The sequence below is a fragment of the Leptolyngbya sp. BL0902 genome, from assembly GCF_016403105.1.
Classification (GTDB): Bacteria; Cyanobacteriota; Cyanobacteriia; order Phormidesmidales; family Phormidesmidaceae; genus Nodosilinea.
In genome coordinates, this window is record NZ_CP046155.1 from 47,134 (window position 1) to 63,083 (window position 15,950).

At 59.9% G+C, this 15,950-nt stretch carries 15 protein-coding genes; 8 read left to right on the plus strand and 7 right to left on the minus strand.

Going from position 1 to position 15,950, the window contains the following annotated elements:
* The first annotated feature begins 72 nt into the window (after positions 1-72).
* The 3 genes from GFS31_RS00185 (at position 73) to rpsU (ending at position 2,339) form a co-directional block, all read left to right on the plus strand.
* Positions 73-1,254: a citrate synthase gene (locus GFS31_RS00185; RefSeq protein WP_198806329.1), complete on the plus strand. Its 1,182-nt coding sequence runs from the start codon at positions 73-75 to the stop codon at positions 1,252-1,254.
* Positions 1,255-1,544: 290 nt separating this feature from the next.
* On the plus strand, positions 1,545-1,832 hold the full coding sequence (locus tag GFS31_RS00190; RefSeq protein WP_198806330.1) for an RNA recognition motif domain-containing protein: 288 nt from the start codon (positions 1,545-1,547) through the stop codon (positions 1,830-1,832).
* 318 nt (positions 1,833-2,150) lie between these two features.
* The gene (gene rpsU / locus GFS31_RS00195; protein WP_190493012.1) at positions 2,151-2,339 is read left to right on the plus strand and encodes a 30S ribosomal protein S21; all 189 of its coding nucleotides are present in this window, start codon (positions 2,151-2,153) and stop codon (positions 2,337-2,339) included.
* Positions 2,340-2,376: 37 nt separating this feature from the next.
* Here rpsU and bioF read toward each other — a convergent pair whose 3' ends face one another.
* Positions 2,377-3,561, minus strand: coding sequence for an 8-amino-7-oxononanoate synthase (gene bioF, locus GFS31_RS00200; protein ID WP_198806331.1), 1,185 nt, complete (start codon positions 3,559-3,561; stop codon positions 2,377-2,379).
* A 301-nt stretch (positions 3,562-3,862) separates the two neighbouring features.
* On the opposite strand from bioF, the gene speA reads away from it, so the two are divergent.
* Positions 3,863-5,839: a biosynthetic arginine decarboxylase gene (gene speA / locus GFS31_RS00205; protein WP_198806332.1), complete on the plus strand. Its 1,977-nt coding sequence runs from the start codon at positions 3,863-3,865 to the stop codon at positions 5,837-5,839.
* Positions 5,840-5,876: 37 nt separating this feature from the next.
* On the opposite strand, the gene GFS31_RS00210 is transcribed toward speA, so the two are convergent.
* The 3 genes from GFS31_RS00210 to GFS31_RS00220 all read right to left on the minus strand — a co-directional run bounded on the left by GFS31_RS00210 (position 5,877) and on the right by GFS31_RS00220 (position 8,354).
* Positions 5,877-6,275 carry a DUF2237 family protein gene (locus GFS31_RS00210; RefSeq protein ID WP_225907509.1) on the minus strand — a complete coding sequence of 133 codons (399 nt, stop codon included), beginning with the start codon at positions 6,273-6,275 and terminating at the stop codon, positions 5,877-5,879.
* Between the two features lie 58 nt (positions 6,276-6,333).
* Positions 6,334-7,557 carry an MFS transporter gene (locus GFS31_RS00215; RefSeq protein ID WP_198806333.1) on the minus strand — a complete coding sequence of 408 codons (1,224 nt, stop codon included), beginning with the start codon at positions 7,555-7,557 and terminating at the stop codon, positions 6,334-6,336.
* A gap of 71 nt (positions 7,558-7,628) precedes the next feature.
* Positions 7,629-8,354, minus strand: coding sequence for a hypothetical protein (locus GFS31_RS00220; protein ID WP_198806334.1), 726 nt, complete (start codon positions 8,352-8,354; stop codon positions 7,629-7,631).
* Positions 8,355-8,849: 495 nt separating this feature from the next.
* Here GFS31_RS00220 and GFS31_RS00225 point away from each other — a divergent pair, with 495 nt between their 5' ends.
* Positions 8,850-11,000: an ATP-binding protein gene (locus tag GFS31_RS00225; RefSeq protein WP_198806335.1), complete on the plus strand. Its 2,151-nt coding sequence runs from the start codon at positions 8,850-8,852 to the stop codon at positions 10,998-11,000.
* 183 nt (positions 11,001-11,183) lie between these two features.
* Here GFS31_RS00225 and GFS31_RS00230 read toward each other — a convergent pair whose 3' ends face one another.
* Positions 11,184-12,128, minus strand: coding sequence for a F0F1 ATP synthase subunit gamma (locus GFS31_RS00230; protein WP_198806336.1), 945 nt, complete (start codon positions 12,126-12,128; stop codon positions 11,184-11,186).
* An 83-nt stretch (positions 12,129-12,211) separates the two neighbouring features.
* On the opposite strand from GFS31_RS00230, the gene GFS31_RS00235 reads away from it, so the two are divergent.
* The 3 genes from GFS31_RS00235 (at position 12,212) to GFS31_RS00245 (ending at position 13,955) form a co-directional block, all read left to right on the plus strand.
* On the plus strand, positions 12,212-12,553 hold the full coding sequence (locus tag GFS31_RS00235) for a hypothetical protein (protein WP_198806337.1): 342 nt from the start codon (positions 12,212-12,214) through the stop codon (positions 12,551-12,553).
* Between the two features lie 104 nt (positions 12,554-12,657).
* The gene (gene msrB, locus GFS31_RS00240) at positions 12,658-13,104 is read left to right on the plus strand and encodes a peptide-methionine (R)-S-oxide reductase MsrB (protein WP_317135052.1); all 447 of its coding nucleotides are present in this window, start codon (positions 12,658-12,660) and stop codon (positions 13,102-13,104) included.
* A 23-nt stretch (positions 13,105-13,127) separates the two neighbouring features.
* Complete coding sequence (locus tag GFS31_RS00245) at positions 13,128-13,955, plus strand: alpha/beta fold hydrolase (RefSeq protein WP_198806338.1); 828 nt, start codon at positions 13,128-13,130, stop codon at positions 13,953-13,955.
* Positions 13,956-13,988: 33 nt separating this feature from the next.
* Here the strand turns inward: GFS31_RS00245 and GFS31_RS00250 are convergent, their stop codons facing one another.
* Entirely contained in the window at positions 13,989-14,282 is a 294-nt protein-coding gene (locus GFS31_RS00250; RefSeq protein WP_198806339.1) for a DUF1816 domain-containing protein, read from the minus strand.
* 69 nt (positions 14,283-14,351) lie between these two features.
* On the minus strand, positions 14,352-15,896 hold the full coding sequence (gene rlmB, locus GFS31_RS00255) for a 23S rRNA (guanosine(2251)-2'-O)-methyltransferase RlmB (protein WP_198806340.1): 1,545 nt from the start codon (positions 15,894-15,896) through the stop codon (positions 14,352-14,354).
* Positions 15,897-15,950: the final 54 nt, after the last annotated feature.

The following is a 15,950-nucleotide window of genomic DNA, read 5'->3' on the forward strand; positions in this document are numbered from 1 at the left end:
TGGTAGCGTGGATAACGGCGGCGTGTCAACCCCCGTTGAAATTATGAATCAGCGATTGGGAGCAGTGAATCTATGACCGTATGTGAGTACAGACCTGGCCTAGAAGGGGTTCCGGCCACCCAGTCGAGCATTAGCTACGTGGATGGGCAGACGGGCATCCTAGAATACCGGGGCATTCGGATTGAGGATCTAGCCCAGCACAGCACCTTTGTGGAAACCGCCTACCTGCTGATCTGGGGTGGGCTACCCTCCCGCAGCGAACTGGATGCCTTTGAGCACGAAATTCGCTACCATCGCCGCCTCAAGTACCGCATCCGCGACATGATGAAGTGCTTCCCCGAAAGCGGCCACCCCATGGATGCCCTGCAAGCCTGTGCCGCTGCCCTGGGGCTGTTCTACTCCCGACGAGCGCTCGACAACCCGGTTTATATCCAAAAAGCGGTGGTGCGCCTGCTGGCCAAAATTCCCACCATGGTGGCGGCTTTTCAGATGATGCGTAAGGGCAACGACCCCGTGCAGCCGAGGGACGATCTCGACTACGCCGCCAACTTTCTCTACATGCTGAACGAGCGCGAACCCGACCCCCTCGCCGCCCGTATCTTTGATATCTGCCTCACCCTCCACGCCGAGCACACCATCAACGCCTCCACCTTTTCGGCCATGGTGACGGCCTCCACCCTGACCGACCCCTACGCCGTGGTGGCCTCGGCGGTGGGCACCCTGGCGGGGCCACTCCACGGCGGGGCCAACGAAGAAGTCATCGATATGCTTCAGCAGATCGGATCCGTAGAAAACGTGCGGCCCTTTGTAGATCGCTGCATTGCCGAGAAGTCTAAAATCATGGGCTTCGGCCACCGGGTCTATAAGGTCAAAGACCCCCGCGCCACCATTCTGCAAGGGCTGGCCGAGCAACTGTTTGAAAAATTTGGCCAAGACGAATACTACGCCATCGCCCTAGAAATGGAGCAGGCGGTCTCCGAACGCCTCGGCCACAAGGGCATCTACCCCAACGTTGATTTCTACTCCGGTCTGGTCTATCGCAAGCTGGGCATTCCTACCGACCTGTTCACCCCCGTCTTCGCCATTGCGCGGGTGGCGGGCTGGTTGGCCCACTGGAAGGAGCAACTGGGCGAAAACCGGATCTTCCGGCCCACCCAGATCTACACCGGGCCACGGCAACAGAGCTATGTCGGCATCGAAGATCGACCCCAAATTTGGGACAAGCAGTTCACGGCCTCCGCCACCTACCCCTAAGGTCGATGATGGGTCACACCCCCCTGGGCAGTCATCAGCATTAGCTCGATGATAAGTATAGTGACGATTTTCAGGAACTCCTGCCCCTCCGGCCCTTGGCTAGAGGGGCTTTTGTTCGATCCCCCTCCCCCCTAGTCATCCCTCAGCAAGACGGCGGAATTTTGACCCCTGTGATATGCTGAGCGGAGTTAGTTGATGGTTGAATTGCCGCCTGCGTCAGATTTGTCTTAGGTCTAGGTACATCTCCAGAAAACTGCATTCCTCTACTTCCATTGTTTGGAGATGTCTCTATGTCGATCTATGTTGGCAATCTATCCTTTGATGCTACCCAAGCGGACATCAGCGAAATCTTTGCCGAGTATGGCAGCGTCAGTCGGGTAAGCCTGCCCACCGACCGGGAAACGGGCCGTCCCCGTGGCTTTGCCTTTGTTGAAATGGGCTCCGAAGCGGAAGAAGACGCCGCCATTAGTGCCCTAGACGGCGCTGAGTGGATGGGCCGTGACCTCAAAGTCAACAAAGCTCGCCCCCGCGAATCTCGCCCCGCCGATGGCGGCGGCTGGAACAACCGTCGTCGCTAGAACCCCCTAGCCTCCTGCTGTTTGCCCTTCCAACCGTTGACAACCATTCACCGAGGGAAGGGCAACACCAGGAGATTCCAGGGTTCTTTGGCGCGTTATCCAAAATGACTAGGGTGTACCGAATCAGAACCCTGGGATCTGCTGCGACAGTCCTAGGGCAGGCTTGTTTCATCGAATTTTCTCTGCTTGTCTCTCCCCCTGGACATTTGTAAAGACTGTGAGCCCCTAGAGACAAGGTTCTCTGGCCCCCGTCCCCTCTGGGGAGAAGTCTAGCAGGCTGGGGAATGACACATACCGCTGTTACGTTTAGGAGCACCCATGGCCCAAGTTGTTTTGGGAGAAGACGAAAACATTGAATCAGCCCTGCGCCGATTTAAGCGCAAAGTATCGCGGGCTGGAATTTTCTCCGATATGCGAAAAAATCGCCACTTTGAAACCCCCATCGAAAAGCGCAAACGCAAAACCCTCGCCCGCCACAAACAACGCCGTTGGGGCTCCAAGCGCTAGGTTTACCGCAATGCATCCAGGGCGGCCTAGGAACGGCCTACGCCGATACGAGGGAGGCCAAACCTGCGGTCAGTTGTTCTAAATGGTCTTGGCGGTGGGTGGCCATCAGGGTAATCCGTAGCCGACTGGTGGGCACCGTGGGCGGACGCACCGCTGATACCCACAGCCCCACCTCCTGCAAGCGCTGACTGGCGGCGACGACTTGGCTGGCCGACGTTCCCACCAAGCACAGGATGGGGGACTCTGAGGGCAGTCGCTGAAAAACTGGCTTTGTCCCGTCGTCTAGGGTTGCGTCTAGGCGACGCTTTAGGTCGTCTAAGTTATGCCAAAGGGCCTGCCGCCGCTGGGGTTCCGCTTGGACAATGCGCACCGCCGCTAGTGCCGCTGCTGTGTCCGCCGGGGAGAGTCCGGTGGTGTAGATCCATCCGGGGGCACGGTTACGCAAGAAATCAATCACCGCTTGGGAACCCGTCACATAGCCGCCCAAACTGCCCAGCGCCTTGCTGAGGGTGCCTACCGTTACCATAGGGCGACCCAGACAGCCCAGGTGTTCCACGGCGCCAGCGCCGCGATGGCCCAAAACCCCGGTGCCGTGGGCCTCATCCACCAGCACCATGGCTTCGTAGGTGTCGGCTAAATCGAGAATGTGCGGCAGGGGGCAGAGGTCGCCATCCATGCTAAACACACTGTCGGTGGTAATCAGGCAGCGGCGATGCTGGGCGCGATGGGCGGCAAGGCATTGTTCTAGGTGCTCGACATCCCCGTGACGATAGTCGTAGGTGGTGGCTCCGCTGGCCTTGGCCCCGGTTCGCAAACTGGAGTGGTTATATTCGTCGCTGAGGATCAGATCCGATGGCCCTACTAGGGCGGCAATGGTGCTGAGGTTGGCCAGATAGCCGGAACTAAACACCAGGGCATCTTCGGCCTGTTTGAGATCAGCCAGGGCCAGTTCCAATTCCCGATGCAACTCCCGATGGCCGCTCAGCAGCCGGGAACCCGTGCTGCCTGTGCCGTAGGTTTCAATCGCTTCAATGGCAGCAGCGGCGAGGCGAGGATCCCCCGCTAGGCCGAGGTAGTCATTGCTGGCAAAGTTGATGAGGGGTTGGCCATCCCGCAGCATCACAGCCCCGGCTTTGCCTGTGACGGGCTGCACAGTGCGGTAGCGATGGGCACGGTGGAGGGCGGTGAGGGATCGGGGGATCCAATGGTAGGGGGAGGGCATGGGGGGAGTCGGGGGGCGGGAGAGTAGGGTACATTCACGAAGTCATGCACCAAGGCCGGGAGTCGGAAGTCGGAAGGGCGAAATTGCCCTCTTTATTCCTGGGGTTTTGTTAGAATTTTGGTTGCATTATGGTTAGGCTAGATACAGCTTGGCATGGCGTTTTTGCCGCTTGTGGATGGGGCAGGGTTTGGGTAATGGCGACCTGTTGCCTCCATCCATTGCAGCCGCTTGTCTAGCCACCTGTTCAGACCATGCCACACCACCATTCACCATACTCTTGAGGGGGCACCGTTAATCACCTATGGCACAGCAACCATCCCTAGAGCCCGTTCGCCCCTTTGACCGTGCCACCCTGGAAAGTATGTTACAAGCCACCAAAGCCCCCACCACCGGATGGACCATTGAAGCCAGCGAGGAACTGTACCGTATCCATAGCTGGGGAGATCCCTATTTTTCCATCAATGCCGACGGTCACATTACCGTGTCGCCCCAGGGAGATCGGGGCGGGTCGTTAGATCTGCTGGAGCTGGTGGAGGCGATTAAGCAGCGGAACCTGCATCTGCCCCTGCTGATCCGCTTCCCCGACATTTTGGAAGACCGCATCGAGCGGATCAACGCCTGCTTTGCCAAGGCCATCGCCCGCTACAAGTACAATGGCGTCTACCGGGGCGTGTTTCCGGTGAAGTGCAACCAGCAGCGGCAGTTGTTGGAGGATATTGTGCGCTTTGGCAAGCCCTACCAGTTTGGCCTGGAGGCAGGCTCTAAGCCGGAATTACTCATCGCCCTAGCCACCTTAGATACCCCTGGGGCACTGCTGATCTGCAACGGCTACAAAGACAAGGACTACATCGAAACGGCGATGCTGGGTCAGCGCCTCGGCCAGCAGCCGATTATTGTAATCGAGCAAATGAATGAGGTGGAATTGGCCATTGCCGCCAGCCGCCGCCTGAATATTCGTCCGGTGCTGGGGGTGCGGGCCAAGCTCAGCACCAAGGGTAGCGGTCGCTGGGGCGTATCGGCGGGGGATCGGGCCAAGTTTGGCCTCACGGTGCCGGAGATTTTGGCCGTGGTGGATCGCCTGCGAGAAGAGGACATGCTGGACTGCCTGCAACTGCTGCACTTCCACATCGGCTCCCAAATTTCCGCCATCAGCGTGTTGAAGGAAGCTCTGCGGGAGGCGGGCCGCATCTATGTGGAGCTGGTGGAGTTGGGGGCCAAGATGGGCTACCTGGATGTGGGCGGCGGCCTAGCGGTGGACTACGACGGCTCCCAAACCAGTTTCTATGCCTCCAAAAACTACAGCACCCAAAACTACGCGAACGACGTGGTTGCCGAAGTGCAGGAAGCCTGTCGGGCTAAGGATGTCCCGGTTCCTACCCTGATTAGCGAGAGCGGACGGGCGATTGTCTCCCATCAATCGGTGCTGGTGTTTGACGTGCTGGGGTGCAGCGATGCCCCGGCCCAGGATGAGCTAGAAATCCCCGGCGATGGCGATCATGCCATCCTGCGAGAACTCTACGAAATTCACCAGAGCATCACCCCCCAAAACGTTCAGGAGCTCTACAACGACGCCCTGCAATTTAAAGAAGAGTCCATCAGCCTGTTTAACTTCGGCTACCTCACCCTAGCCGACCGAGCCAAGGCGGAACGACTCTACTGGGCCTGCTGCCGTAAGGCGCTCTCCGTGGTCAGTGATGCGGACTACGTGCCTGAAGACATCGAGGAACTGACCCAGAGCATGGCCTCGATTTACTACATCAACCTGTCGGTGTTCCAGTCCATGCCCGACGCCTGGGCCATCGACCAACTGTTCCCCATCCTGCCCATCCATCGCCTCAACGAAGAACCCTCCTGCCGGGGCACCCTGGCCGACCTCACCTGCGACAGCGACGGCAAAATTTCCCACTTCATCGACCTGCGCGATGTGAAGCACGTCCTAGAACTGCACCCCCTCCAGGAGGACAAGCCCTACTATCTAGGGATGTTCTTGGGCGGGGCCTACCAGGAAATTATGGGCAACCTGCACAACCTGTTTGGCGACACCAACGCCGTCCACATCCACATGACCCCCAAGGGCTACCAGGTGCAGCACGTCGTCAAGGGCGACACCATGACCGAGGTGCTGGGCTATGTGCAGTACGACGCCGAGGACATGATCGAAAATATCCGGCGACGGTCAGAACAGTCTCTCCAGGAAAACCAAATCACCCTGGAAGAATCTCAACTGTTGATTCAGCAGTACGAACACAGCCTGGGCCGCTACACCTACCTAGTGTGAGGGCGGCGGTCTAGGGCAGAGGCTCAGCGCAGCGGAGCTAATCAGCCGGGGGTAGGGCGTGGCGTTGCAGATCGGCCAGGGAAACGTATTCCAGGGCAGAGGCGTGGGTGGCCTCTAGGCAAACGGGGGGAGCAACGCCAGCATCGAGGGCTTCCTTCCAGCGGGAGGCGCAGAGGCACCAGCGATCCCCTGGTTTGAGGCCCGGAAACTGGAAGGCGGGCAGGGGGGTGGAAAGGTCGTTGCCCTGGGCTTTGGTGTAGGCGAGGAACTCCGCCGTCATTACAGCACAGACCACATGGGCACCCATATCTCCGGCTCCGGTGTTGCAGCAGCCATCGCGGTAGAACCCGGTCATCGGATTGGTGCAGCAGGTACCCAGGGACGTACCCAACACGTTGCTGGCGGTAGATGAAGAGGTAGAAGGCATATCCATCATGGTTAGCGACCTTACGGGCAAGGGAAGCACCCCGCCCTAAAACAGCGGGATGTAACCGTTACTTTAACGTCGCTGGGGCCTCCAGGGTGAGGGCAAATCCGGCGGTCAGGAGGGTCAGGCTACCGGAGACCCAAAAGGGCAGGCCATAGCCCACACTCACCAAAAGCCCAGCCGTAGCTGGCCCCAGGGCGTTCGACATACTCAGGTAGGAAGCGTTGGTACCAAGCACCTCCCCCTGTTCCTGGGGGCCGCTCTTGAGGGACAGAAGGGCGTCAATCATCGGCATGGGAAAGGAGTTAACGGCGCTAAAGGCAATGGTAATGAGGCCAAAGGCGATCAGGTTGGGGAAGGCGGGCATCAGTAAAAACAACAGCCCACGGGCAGCGAGGGTGGCGGCGAGGATGGTCACGAGGCTAAACTGTCGCCTCAGCGGCTCTAGGCCAAACACCTGGGTGGCAAAGCCAATCACCCCAAACACCGCAAACATAATGGCCAAGTTTTGGGGGCTCTGGCCCAGCACATTGATAAAAAAGGGCTGAAAGGCAAAGGTAAAAATGGTAAAGGTGAAGCCACTAAAAAAGGTGAGCCAAAAGGTGCGGCCAAAGCGGGGATCGCCCATAGATTGAGCCATGCGCCCCAGGCCAAAATCGCGCCAGGAGAGCCGAAACTTTTCGCAGCAGGTCGCCAAGGTTTCCGGCAGCAGAAAGAGACACAGCCCCGTCGCCAGCAGCGCCATCAGGGCCGAGAGCAGGAACCCCATTCCCAGCGGTGTTAGACCGGGTAGGGGCGGCACCAACTGGGCCCCATAGCTCAGGGGAGGCCCCGCTACAAACCCCAACCGAAACAACGCCCCAAAAATACCGTAGGCCCTGGGTCGCTGCTCCGGCGTGGTAATGTCTCCCACCACCGCCTGGGCAATGGAGGTGTTGCCCCCGGTAATGCCGTCCAGCAGCCGCGCCCCGTAGAGCAAGGCCGCCGTAGTAGCGAAGGCCGCCATGACGTTAGCGGCCACCGTCCCCAAAAGACTCACCACCAGCAGGGGTTTGCGCCCCACCCGATCCGACAGCCGCCCCAAAATGGGCGTACCCAAAAACTGGGCGAGGGCATAGGCGGTGGTGAGCAAACTTGCCTGGAAATCGCTGAGGCCAAACTGAAGGGCGTAGGGGTAGATCAAGGGAATGATCATGGTGAACCCCACGGCATTGACAAAGGCCACCAAGGCCGCAATCCAAAAGCGCAGGGGCAGGGGTTCCGATGGGGGAGCCTGGGGTTGGGGGGCCATGGGGCGGCAGTGCCTCGCAAAGGGCCTTCCATTGTAGATCTGTCGAGGCCCTCAGATTGCCCCAGAACGCCTTACTCCATAGGCTCATTCAGGTAGACCACCATGTCGGTGACGCGCAGATCGAGCTGGGCCAGGTTGGGGTCAGTGCTAGGAATCAGCCGATCCCCTAGGGTTGCCTGGAAGGCGTCGGGGTGGGCATCAATGGATGCCTGGGAGGGCTCGGCCCGCAAGAGCAGCAGGCCGTAGTACAGATCGAGCTGGCTACCTTCAAGGGAGAGGGTGCCGCCGTAGTCCCACCCAAAGCCATAGATCTGGAAGTTCCCTAGGGCCTGCTGAAGGGTGGCGTAGGGAGTGCCAATACCGATGCCCTCCGAGATTTGCCAGTCGGGGGCAAAGGCTCTGGCCATCAGGGGGCGGCTCCGGCTGGCATCAAGCCACACTACGGTAAATTGAGGCTGGTTGTCGATGCTTACTACGGTACCGGGCTCCATAAAGCCTTCGCCCATGTGCACCTCAGTGTCCTGGAGATTGGCTTCGCCGTAGAGGTCAGCCAACTGCTGGCGACTGGTGGAGGCCGTCACCTGGCCCACCTGCTGTCCCGGCACGAGGATATGGTCTTGGGCCACACGGGTGCCAGGGGCGACGGCAGGGGCCGTTTCGGCGGGCGTTGTGACCGTGGTGGGAGAGGCCGCTTCGGAGGAGGAGTCGGTTGGAGTGAGGGTGGCTTCAGGGCGGTTACAAGCCCCTAGGCCCAGCAGAGTCAGCAGCAGCAGGCTAGCAATGGTGGGGCGATTCATGGCGACAATCCTTACGGTAGGGGAATGGCGGTTCAGCATTAGCCTAGGGTGAAAACGGGGCGACCTAAACGGTGCTGATCGGGTCTATGTCTAGGGTAAGGGGCAGAGCCTAGGTTGCGGCCTGGGCCTAGTCCATTGTTTGAACTGGTTGAGACCTAAGCCAGGGCCAAGCCCCCTCTGCCTCCAGGTTTGGGCCAGCTTCGCGCGTTCCTCAGCGGCAGATCATCCCCTTGAGAAGGGTTAAGAATTTGCAGACAACTGCAAACATCAGCGATCTCCAGCCCGAGATTCGCTAGTCTGCTAGTAGATCAGCGGTTGACTGCGCCAGGATGCCCCCTTCTGGTGATCGGCGCGATGACGGATGAGGCAATCCCAGTTGGATTGTTGCATCCGTTGGTTAGCTGGCCTCGGGTTGCTGGACTGAGGGGTCACGTTGGTCGGAGCACCGGACTCACAAAAATCACCAAAGGTTATCACAGCGGATAACGGCCATGGATGACTAAGGCAATAAAGGGGCAGCGGGTTGCAACCGCAAACATTAAGGCCGATCCCACGGCCCTGGTCGTCCCCTCGGGCGATGGCGACGAACTGCAACTGATCCAGGCCGGGGTGATGGCCCTGGTGGAAAGCAGCACCGACCTGGTGGCCCTCAGTGGTCTGGATCAGCGCATGAGCTTTGTCAATTCGGCGGGTCGTGCCTTGGTGGGACTACCAGACCTAGAGGCCGTCCGCCAAACAACCATTGCCGATTACTTTGACCAAGACACCGTAGCTCGTTTGCACCAGGAGGTGCTGCCAGCGGTGCTAGATCAGGGCCATTGGCAAGGGGTGCTAGACATTCGGCACTTTCAGAGCGGGGATCGAATTCCGCTGTTTTTCAACTCCACCCTGGTGCGCCATTCCCAGACGGGGGAGCCCATCGGCATTGGCACCGTAGGCCGAGAAATGGGCTTGCTTCAGCGCATGAACCAAGAGCGGCAGGCCGCCATCGAAGCCCTCGCCCAGCTCAATCAAGAACTGGAGGATCGGATTCGTCAACGCACCGCCGAACTCCAGGCCAGCGAGCAAAAGTTCCGCGCCATTTTTAACAACACCTTCCAGTTCACGGGGCTGATGACCCCGGACGGCATTTTGCTCGAGGCCAACCAAACCGCCCTCGACTTTGCCGGACTGCAACCCCAGGATGTGCTGCACAAGCCCCTGTGGCAGTCCCACTGGTGGTCGCTGTCGGTGGCCGAACAGCAGCGGCTTCAGGCGGCGGTGGCCCAGGCGGCCCAAGGCAAGTTTATGCGCTACGAGCTAGATTTTCGCGGTCGGCAGGATAGTGTGGTCACGGTAGACTTCTCGATTCGCCCCCTGCAAGACTTGACCGGGCGGGTGGTTCTGCTGATCCCCGAAGCCCGCGACATCAGCGACCGCAAACAAATGGAAGCCCAACTGCGGGCCAGCAATGACCGCCTTGCCGAGGCCAACCGAGAGCTGTCCCGCGCCACCCGTCTCAAGGACGAGTTTATGGCCACCATGAGCCATGAGCTACGGACTCCCCTGAGTTCCATCTTGGGCATGGCCCAGGCGCTACGCCATGAGATTTATGGTTCCCTTAGTGAGCGTCAGCACCATGCCATCGGCATCATCGAGCGCAGTGGCCGACACCTGCTGGCCCTGATCAACGACGTGCTAGATCTGGCCAAAATTGAGTCGGGGAAGATGGATCTGCGCCTCGCCCCTCTCACCCTGCGGGATCTCTGCGACAGTAGCCTGTCCTTTGTGCAGCCCCAGGCCCGTGAGAAGCACATTCAGATGAGTGTCCACCTCGATCAGGCTCCCGTTCACATTGAGGCCGACGAACTCCGCTTGAAGCAGGCGCTAATTAACCTGATGGACAACGCCGTCAAGTTTACCCCTGCCGGAGGTCGGGTCAGTCTTACCGTGGAAGCCGATGCAGACGCTGGCCCAACGGCCCTGCTGCGATTCATCGTAGCCGACACCGGGCCAGGGATTGCCCCTGCCGACTATAGTCGCCTGTTTGAGTCCTTTGTGCAGCTCGATAGCAGCCTCACCCGCGAGCATGGCGGCACCGGGCTGGGGCTAGCCCTCGTCAAGCGCATCACCGAAATGCACGGGGGCCAGGTTACGGTGGAGAGCCAGTTGGGGCGAGGCAGTCGGTTCATCCTGCATTTGCCCTGCCCCACCGTGGCCCTAGCTCCCAGCCGAGGCGTCATTGATATCTCACCCCAGGTGGCCCCAGCCCCACCACCACCCAAGGGTCGCATCCTGGTGGCCGAAGACAACCCAGCCAACCGCGATCTTCTTGTGGAAGTGCTTCAGTCCATGGGCTACCAAGTGATCGCCGCCCACGATGGCTACGATGCGATCCAAAAGGCCCTCGCCCACCCCCCAGACTTGGTGTTGATGGATATTCAAATGCCCTCCATGGACGGCCTAGAGGCCATTCGCCGTATGCGTGCCCACCCAGCGCTAGAGCAGCGGCCCATCGTGGCCCTTACGGCCCTGGCCATGCCTGGGGATCGAGAACGCTGCATGAAAGCTGGAGCCACCGCCTACCTGGCTAAGCCCCTGCCGTTAGATGGGCTCGATACCCTCCTCCAGCGCATCCTAGCCCCAGAGTCTGCCCTGCTAGAGTAGCCCCCGACGTTATCAGCCGCCCTATGCCCTTTGGTTCTCGCCCCGTTTTTACTGGGAGAGGGATGAGGGCTAGGCTCCAAGACCTGCCCCCCAGGAGAGAGACGCAGGGTAAGGGCCAAAGGGCAAGCCGCCAGGGGGTTGCTAAAGAGTCAGGTGCTGGGTTGATCTCAAACGCAGGCTAGCTTAGGCTTTAGCTTGGTTGAGGGCTTCAAACCCGCCGACAATGTCTAGGAGCTCTCCGGTAATGGCATTTTGGCGCTGCTGCCGATAGTCGGCATTCAGGTCGGCTAGGCGTTCCTCAATATTTTTTTCTGCCGCCTGCATCGCACCCAACCGGGCAGCATTCTCGCTAGCCAAGGATTCCACCGTGGCGCGATGGAGAGCCACCAACAGGTATTGCCGCAGACCAATATCTAGGGATCCTGCCCAGGGGGCGGGCACTAGGGGCAACCCCACCGAGGGCCAGGGGCGCTGGGCTAGGGCCTGGAGCCAGACCGGATCGAGGGGCAGCAGTTGCAGAATTCTGGGCTGGAAGGTGGTAGACGAGAGCGACTGGTGGGAGCACAGCAAAATTCGGTCGATGGCCCTGGGGGCGAGGGAAGAGGGGGATGCGTTGGGATCCGGGAAGCGCCACTGCTCTAGCCGCTGCCATAGGTCTTGCAGCAGGACGGGAATCCCCGCGAGGGAACTGGGCAGGGAAAAGGCTTGGTCAACGTGGTGGTGGGCCGCGTCTAGGTAGGGCACAACCCGCGCCCCCACGGCAGCAAGGCGGCACTGGTGGGGCGCAAGCTGATGGCGGTGGAGGTAATCGAGGGCGTGGGCGACAATTTGTTCGTTGAAGGATCCGCAGAGGCCGTGGTCAGAGCCGATGATCACCAGGCCCACCTGCCCTGCCCCGGTGCTGGGACGATCCAAGGGCGGTGCTCCCGTCGCATCCTCCGCAAACCGCTGATGGTGTAACACCCCTTGCAGCCCCAGTTCCACGGTGGCTTGGTAGTCGGCCAGGGAGAGCCGCGCCCTTTCATACTGGCGCAGGCTGACCATGGCTAGCGCCTTCATGGTGCGCACCACCGCCTGAAGATCTTCAATGCTGTGAATCTGGCTTTGCAGGGCTTCCAGGGTGAGCATGGGAGGAAAAGGAGAGAAGATAGGGAGGTGCTGGATCAGCCCCCTCCCAGGTACCAGCATAGGCAACATTTACCCCCAACGGCATGGATTCCCTTCCTTCTTCCCTCCCCGACTACGAACAACGGTTGCTTACCGCCCTCGCCTACTTCCTAGGGCGGGATTCGGAAGCCCAAGCGCGGGCTTGCCTGTGTATGTATCTGCGGCAGGCCGAGCCCCGGATTATGGCCCAGGTCAACTACTATGCCCATCGCTTTTCCCAAGCGACCGGACAACCCACCAGCGGCTACGAACTCCTCGACCTGCTGAGTCAATCGCCAGAGGTCGTCCGCCAAGCCCTTCCCGGCCTCGGCCAGGTTCATGCCGCTGATACCGCCGATGTCTTCACGCCCGCCGAAGGCCCAGGATTTCCGTCGGTCTTGGCCTGAGAACCCCGTAGTGATCGCCCAGCCCAGGCAGGCCCAGGGGAGAGACGAGCCCCGTTGGGGAAGCGATGGCCGATGCCTTTCCCGTTACAGTCCTTTACGTTAGGATGCTGGCATATCCCTTTTATAACGGCCAGTGGCCATCGACAGCTATGGTGCAAAAAATTCAAAAAACTGACGACGAGTGGAAGCAGCAGCTTACCGCTGAGCAGTACCAAGTAACCCGCAAGCACGGTACCGAACGAGCCTTTACCGGGGCCTACCACGACAACAAAGCCCCCGGCCTCTACCGCTGCGTGTGCTGCGGCACAGAGCTCTTCTCCTCCGAAACCAAGTACGACTCAGGCACGGGCTGGCCCAGCTTTTGGGCTCCCATCAAGGAAGACCATGTGGCCACCAAACGAGACATCAGCCTCTTTATGGTGCGCACGGAGGTGCTCTGTGCGGCCTGCGATGCCCACCTTGGCCATGTGTTCAACGATGGCCCCGCCCCCACCGGGCAGCGCTACTGCATGAACTCCGCCGCCCTCCAGTTCGAGCCCAAGGAAAGCTAGCCCACACCCCTAGGAAGCCCTCGGTGGATCTCTACTGCGATATCCAAGGTCAGGGTACGCCGATCCTCTGCCTCCACGGCCATCCCGGATCGGCGCGTACTATGGCGGTCTTTTGTGAACGGCTGGCGGGGCCGTATCAAACCCTGGCCCCAGATTTGCGCGGCTATGGTGCCAGCCAGGTACGCCAGCCCTTCCATCTCGAAGAAAGCCTAGAGGATCTAGTCGCCCTGCTGGATCGTCAGGGAATTGAGCAATGCTGGGTGCTGGGCTGGTCGTTGGGCGGCATTTTGGCCCTCGAACTAGCCCTGCGCTACCCCGACCGCATTCTGGGGCTGATTCTGATCGCCACCGCCGCCCGTCCGGTGGGCAACCATCCCCGTCCTTCCAGGCTAGAGGTGGTGAATACAGGGCTAGCGTCGCTGATCAACCTTGTGATCCCCGGACACCCTTGGGTGATCCGCCACCTTGGCCAAAACTCCCTCTACCGCTACCTGCTGCGACGGCACACCCCAGTCGCCTACCGCCGTCTGGCCCAGGAGGGCTTTGGGGCCTTTGTTCACACGTCTCGCCATGCCCACCAGGCGCTCAACCAAGCCATGGCCCAGGGCTACAACCGATTACCAGATCTGGGCCAAATTCGGGTACCCTGCCTCGTTCTGTGCGGCGACCAGGATTGCCACATCACCGCCCAGGCCAGCCTAGAAACGGCCCACCATCTACCCCAGGCCGAAAGTCGCTGCTATGCCAATACTGCTCACCTGCTGCCCTGGGAAATCCCCCACGAGCTTTTAAACGACATTGAGGCATGGCTAAGCTGCCACACCTCAAACCTAGCGCCGCCCCCAGGCTGATGGGAGTCGCGCCCTAAACCTTGCCCCTACTTTCTAGGGTTGACCGCTAAATGCCGGCGAAGTAAAGCCCCCGAAGGGACTGTCCCACTCCTCGGTAATGGTGAGTTGGGCCGGATCGCTGCATCGCTGAATGGAGGTGCGGATGTTTAAGGCCCCCTCCTGTTCTAGGTCTTCGATGTAGCCACCCTTCAAGGTTTCGGCTTCTTCTTCGCTATCGAAGGGGCCAAAGTAGTAGGTGCAGGTGGGCTGGCTAGTTTTAATTTCTAGCCACCACGCCTTTCTGAATCCCAAAAAGTCTTCTAAAAAACGCCCGAAAGAAGTTTTCATAGTGTCTGCCTATCTCGTCTGCCGATTTGGTCTGCCGACCACGTTACCAACACAGCGACCGATGGTTGGTCATGCATCAGGACTCTCAGAGGGGAGCGTCATTCCTTGTTTGGTTATACTGGTTTGCCTTTGATTTTGCAAAGAGGACATTTGGATTTGTGCCGCCCATCGATGACGATAGATCTCATAGAGCGCCATGCCTGTAGCCACGGATGCATTTAGGCTAGGAACAGCCCCCTTCAGCGGAATAGACATCAGCACGTCACAGCTTTGCTGCACGCTGAGGCTGAGACCGTCGCCCTCGGCCCCCACTACAATCACCGTGGGCCGATCAAAGGTGGTGCGGTGGACGGGCTGGCTAGCTTCGGAGGACAGGCCGTAAATCCAAAAGCCCTTTTCTTTCAGGGTATCCAGGGCGCGTTTGAGGTTGATCACCCGCGCCACGGGCAAATGCTCTAGGGCTCCAGCCGCCACCTTGGCCACAGTGGAAGTCACCCCCACGGCCCGCCGTTGGGGAATCACCATCCCTTGGGCTCCGAGGGCTTCGGCGGTGCGAAGAATGGCCCCCAGATTATGGGGATCCGTGATCCCGTCGGCGGCCACAATGACGGGCAGCTTGGTCTTCGCCAAGGCAGACTCGATCATCTCGTCTAAATCTTTGTAGTCGTAGGGGGCCGCTTGGGCTACGATCCCCTGGTGGTTGGCCCCTTCCGTGATTTGGTTGAGGCGGCGAGTGTCTACCTCGTCAATGACAGCTCCGCTGGCCTTAGCCTCATCAATCAATGACAAAAAGCGGGGATCATAGCGCAGCTTGCTGTTCACCCAAACGCGATTCAACGGGCGCTGGTTTTCGAGGGCTGCCGCTACAGCATGGCGTCCATAGATCAGATCAGCGGGGCCGTCCTCCTGGGTTGCCTCAGAGTCTAGGGCACTAATTGCCCCAGATCGATCATGGTGGGGGGGACGTTCTTTAGAAAATTGCCCCTGGCCTTGGCTTCGGTAGCCCCCTGAGCGATCCCCACCGTTGTCGCGATAGCCGCCGTCGCTTTTACCGCGATAGCCCCTTTCTCCACCCTGTTCCCGATCCCGGTCGCGATAGCCGCCATCACTTTTGCCGCGATAGCCGCCGTCGCTTTTACCGCGATAGCCCTTTTCTCCATCCTGTTCCCGATCTCGGTCGCGATAGCCGCCACCGTCGCTTTTGCCGCGATAGCCGCCGCCGTCGCTTTTGCCGCGATAGCCGCCACCGTCACTCTTGCCACGATAGCCACCGCCGTCGCTTTTGCCGCGATAGCCGCCACCGTCGCTCTTGCCACGATAGCCGCCACCGTCGCTCTTGCCACGATAGCCGCCGCCGTCGCTCTTGCCCCGATACCCTTCCCCTTGGTCACGATACCCATCACCTTTGCCGCGATAGCCTCCTTCTTGGGGCGCATAACGGCCTTCGTCGCTGTAGCGCTTCCTGGCCCCCGCAGGCTTTCCTCCGGCGGATTTGAGCACAGGTTTAGCCTGACCTGCGGAATCAGACCGGGGCTTGCTTCGGTGGGAACCCCCAGGGCGAGGAGCAGAACCTTTGGAGGGACGGGAATCGTGGGAAAAGTTATCGGACGGCATGGTAACACCGAGGGGTTAAAAAGTCGGCACCGAGATTAAACGGGCGAAGAACTA

Coding starts and splice junctions, on each gene's coding strand:
- GFS31_RS00185 (WP_198806329.1), top strand. CDS start 73: ATGACCGTATGTGAGTACAGACCTGGCCTAGAAGGGGTTCCGGCCACC.
- GFS31_RS00190 (WP_198806330.1), top strand. CDS start 1,545: ATGTCGATCTATGTTGGCAATCTATCCTTTGATGCTACCCAAGCGGAC.
- rpsU (WP_190493012.1), top strand. CDS start 2,151: ATGGCCCAAGTTGTTTTGGGAGAAGACGAAAACATTGAATCAGCCCTG.
- bioF (WP_198806331.1), bottom strand. CDS start 3,561: ATGCCCTCCCCCTACCATTGGATCCCCCGATCCCTCACCGCCCTCCAC.
- speA (WP_198806332.1), top strand. CDS start 3,863: ATGGCACAGCAACCATCCCTAGAGCCCGTTCGCCCCTTTGACCGTGCC.
- GFS31_RS00210 (WP_225907509.1), bottom strand. CDS start 6,275: ATGATGGATATGCCTTCTACCTCTTCATCTACCGCCAGCAACGTGTTG.
- GFS31_RS00215 (WP_198806333.1), bottom strand. CDS start 7,557: ATGGCCCCCCAACCCCAGGCTCCCCCATCGGAACCCCTGCCCCTGCGC.
- GFS31_RS00220 (WP_198806334.1), bottom strand. CDS start 8,354: ATGAATCGCCCCACCATTGCTAGCCTGCTGCTGCTGACTCTGCTGGGC.
- GFS31_RS00225 (WP_198806335.1), top strand. CDS start 8,850: ATGACTAAGGCAATAAAGGGGCAGCGGGTTGCAACCGCAAACATTAAG.
- GFS31_RS00230 (WP_198806336.1), bottom strand. CDS start 12,128: ATGCTCACCCTGGAAGCCCTGCAAAGCCAGATTCACAGCATTGAAGAT.
- GFS31_RS00235 (WP_198806337.1), top strand. CDS start 12,212: ATGGATTCCCTTCCTTCTTCCCTCCCCGACTACGAACAACGGTTGCTT.
- msrB (WP_317135052.1), top strand. CDS start 12,658: ATGCTGGCATATCCCTTTTATAACGGCCAGTGGCCATCGACAGCTATG.
- GFS31_RS00250 (WP_198806339.1), bottom strand. CDS start 14,282: ATGAAAACTTCTTTCGGGCGTTTTTTAGAAGACTTTTTGGGATTCAGA.
- rlmB (WP_198806340.1), bottom strand. CDS start 15,896: ATGCCGTCCGATAACTTTTCCCACGATTCCCGTCCCTCCAAAGGTTCT.